The following is a 2,435-nucleotide window of genomic DNA, read 5'->3' on the forward strand; positions in this document are numbered from 1 at the left end:
GACTGAAGACCGGCCAGTGCCTGGCAAGCGCCTTGAGAGCGCCGTCGGAGAGCTTCTTCGAAGGCACTGGATCGAGGACGCGCGTGTATTCGAACGCACTGGCTTCATCCAGTGGCCGCTGCTTGGCATCCGACATGTCCTTGAAGAACTGGCCCGAAATCCGGAAGTTCAGGGACTTCCAATCCGACCGAAGCGCAGGCAGATACCGGAACATGTACTTGAAAGAGCGCGGCACGATATCCACTACGTTTTCGTGGCCTGAGGCAATCGTGTAGCCACCGTCCAGGCGCTTTCGCAGCGCGAAGTCTTCGCACCACATCGCCTCTTCCGGCCCCCCTTCCAAGGGGTTGGTCCGCAGCACAGAAGCAGTGACATTAAGCTGCGGAATATCGATACCGTAGCGGCGGGCGAAGAAATTACTCCAGGCACCACCGGCCAGCACCACGGAATCGCAGGCGATCGGTCCATGCTCGGTGACGACACCAGACACCCGACCGGCCGAAAGCTCCAGACCTCGAACGGCGCATTCGACCAGAATATTCGCCCCTCGATCGCGGGCGGCCAATGCGATGGCCGGTCCGGCCAATTGCGGTTCAGCGCGTCCATCGCTGGGCGTTGACAAGGCGCCATGAAGCGGCAGGTCAAGCTCAGGGTATTTGTCCTTCAGTTCCCTCGCAGACAGAAGATTGGAAGACACCTGAAAACTTTGAAGCTGATCACGATACACCGCATTTTGGGCCTGATCGCCTTCCGAAGGGGCGGTGAAGACGATGCCCGTCTGGCGGTACCCCGTCTCGCGGCCAGTGCGCTCGACGAGGCCATTCCAGATTTTCTTGGCCTCGATCATGAGCGGCATCTCGCGGATATCCCGGCGAGAAAGGCGCACCCACCCCCAGTTCCGGCTCGACTGCTCGCAGGCGATACCTCCCTTTTCGCAGAGGGCCACCGAATGGCCACGCTCCGCGAGTTCCAACGCGGTTGAAGCACCGACAATGCCGCCGCCAATTACGACCACATCCACGCGCGGCGGAATTTTCTCGTCACTGGCAACCGGGACGACATAGGGACCAGGCATATCACTCCTTTGCCGCGTTTCTCAAAAATATCGGCAGCACTATCCAATCGGTTGTATTATTTATACAATCGTTTGGATTGTCAACGGCGTAATTCATTGCTATAGAAACGGGGAGAGCCGAGCGGCCATCACGTGAGCCGTAGGATCGCGACGTGCAGCGTGCCGCCGGCGACCGCCTGTTTCAATTCTTGGGAGGAAATTATGGAATATCGTCTGCTTGGCCGTTCGGGCCTCAAGATTTCGACCGTCACAGTGGGTACGATGACCTTCGGCGGGGTAGGCTGGGCAAGGACAGTCGGCGACCTCGGCGTCTCCGAAGCCAGACGGCTGGTCGATCTTTGCCTGGATGCCGGCGTCAATCTCATCGACACCGCCGACGTCTATTCCGATGGCAAGTCCGAAGAGATAGTTGGCGACATCCTCGGCGGCAAGCGCAAGGACGGCGTGCTGCTTGCCACCAAGGCGCGTTTCCGCATGGGCAACGGCCCCAACGATGTCGGCTCGTCTCGCCAGCACCTGATCGCTGCCTGCGAGGCAAGCCTCAGGCGCTTGAAGACCGATGTCATCGACTTGTACCAACTCCACGAATGGGACGGACAGACGCCCCTCGAAGAAACGATGGAGGCGCTCGACACGCTCGTTCGGGATGGCAAGGTTCGCTATATCGGCTGCTCGAACTTTTCCGGCTGGCACATCATGAAGGCTCTCGGCGTGAGCGAGAAAGACAAGCGCCAGCGCTTCGTCAGCCAGCAGATCCACTACACGCTGGAAGCGCGTGAGGCCGAATATGAGCTGCTTCCGATTGCCGTAGACCAAGGCCTTGGTGTGCTTCTSTGGAGCCCGCTCGCAGGCGGTCTGCTCTCTGGCAAGCATCGGCGAAACCAAGCCGCGCCTGAGGGCACGCGCCAGTTCGCCGGCTGGACGGAACCGCCGATCCGCGACGAAAATCGACTGTGGAACATCGTCGATACGTTGGTTTCAATTGCGGAAAGCCGCGGCGTTTCGGCCGCGCAGGTGGCGCTTGCTTGGCTAATAGGACGAAAGGCAATCACCTCAGTCATCATCGGTGGACGGACGGAAGCGCAGTTCAAAGACAACCTGGCAGCAGCCGACCTGAACCTGACCGCGGAGGAGCGGAAACGTCTGGATGAGGTTAGTGTGCCGCCGATCATCTACCCCTACTGGCACCAGTTGGGTACAGCGAGCGACAGGCTGAGCGAGGCGGACATGACAGCGCACGCCCCGCACATGAATTAGTCGAACTCTGTTAGCGGCGCCCCTCGAGCAGCGTCGTGACACACAAATCGCCCAAACGGGGATGACCTTAGAAACAACGATCGCGGAACTGCCTCCCCTTGAG

General features: G+C 59.8%; 2 protein-coding genes. One reads left to right on the forward strand and one right to left on the reverse strand.

Annotated elements, in window-relative coordinates; all coding sequences use genetic code 11:
• A partial coding sequence (locus ACXJ7R_RS30045; RefSeq protein WP_457154994.1) for an NAD(P)/FAD-dependent oxidoreductase occupies nt 1-1,075 on the reverse strand: 1,075 nt, incomplete at its 3' end.
• 201 nt (nt 1,076-1,276) lie between these two features.
• Between ACXJ7R_RS30045 and ACXJ7R_RS30050 the strand changes: the two genes are divergently transcribed.
• Nucleotides 1,277-2,332, forward strand: coding sequence for an aldo/keto reductase (locus ACXJ7R_RS30050; protein ID WP_457154995.1), 1,056 nt, complete (start codon nt 1,277-1,279; stop codon nt 2,330-2,332).
• Nucleotides 2,333-2,435 lie beyond the last annotated feature (103 nt).

The sequence above is a fragment of the Mesorhizobium sp. P5_C1 genome (genome assembly GCF_054049815.1).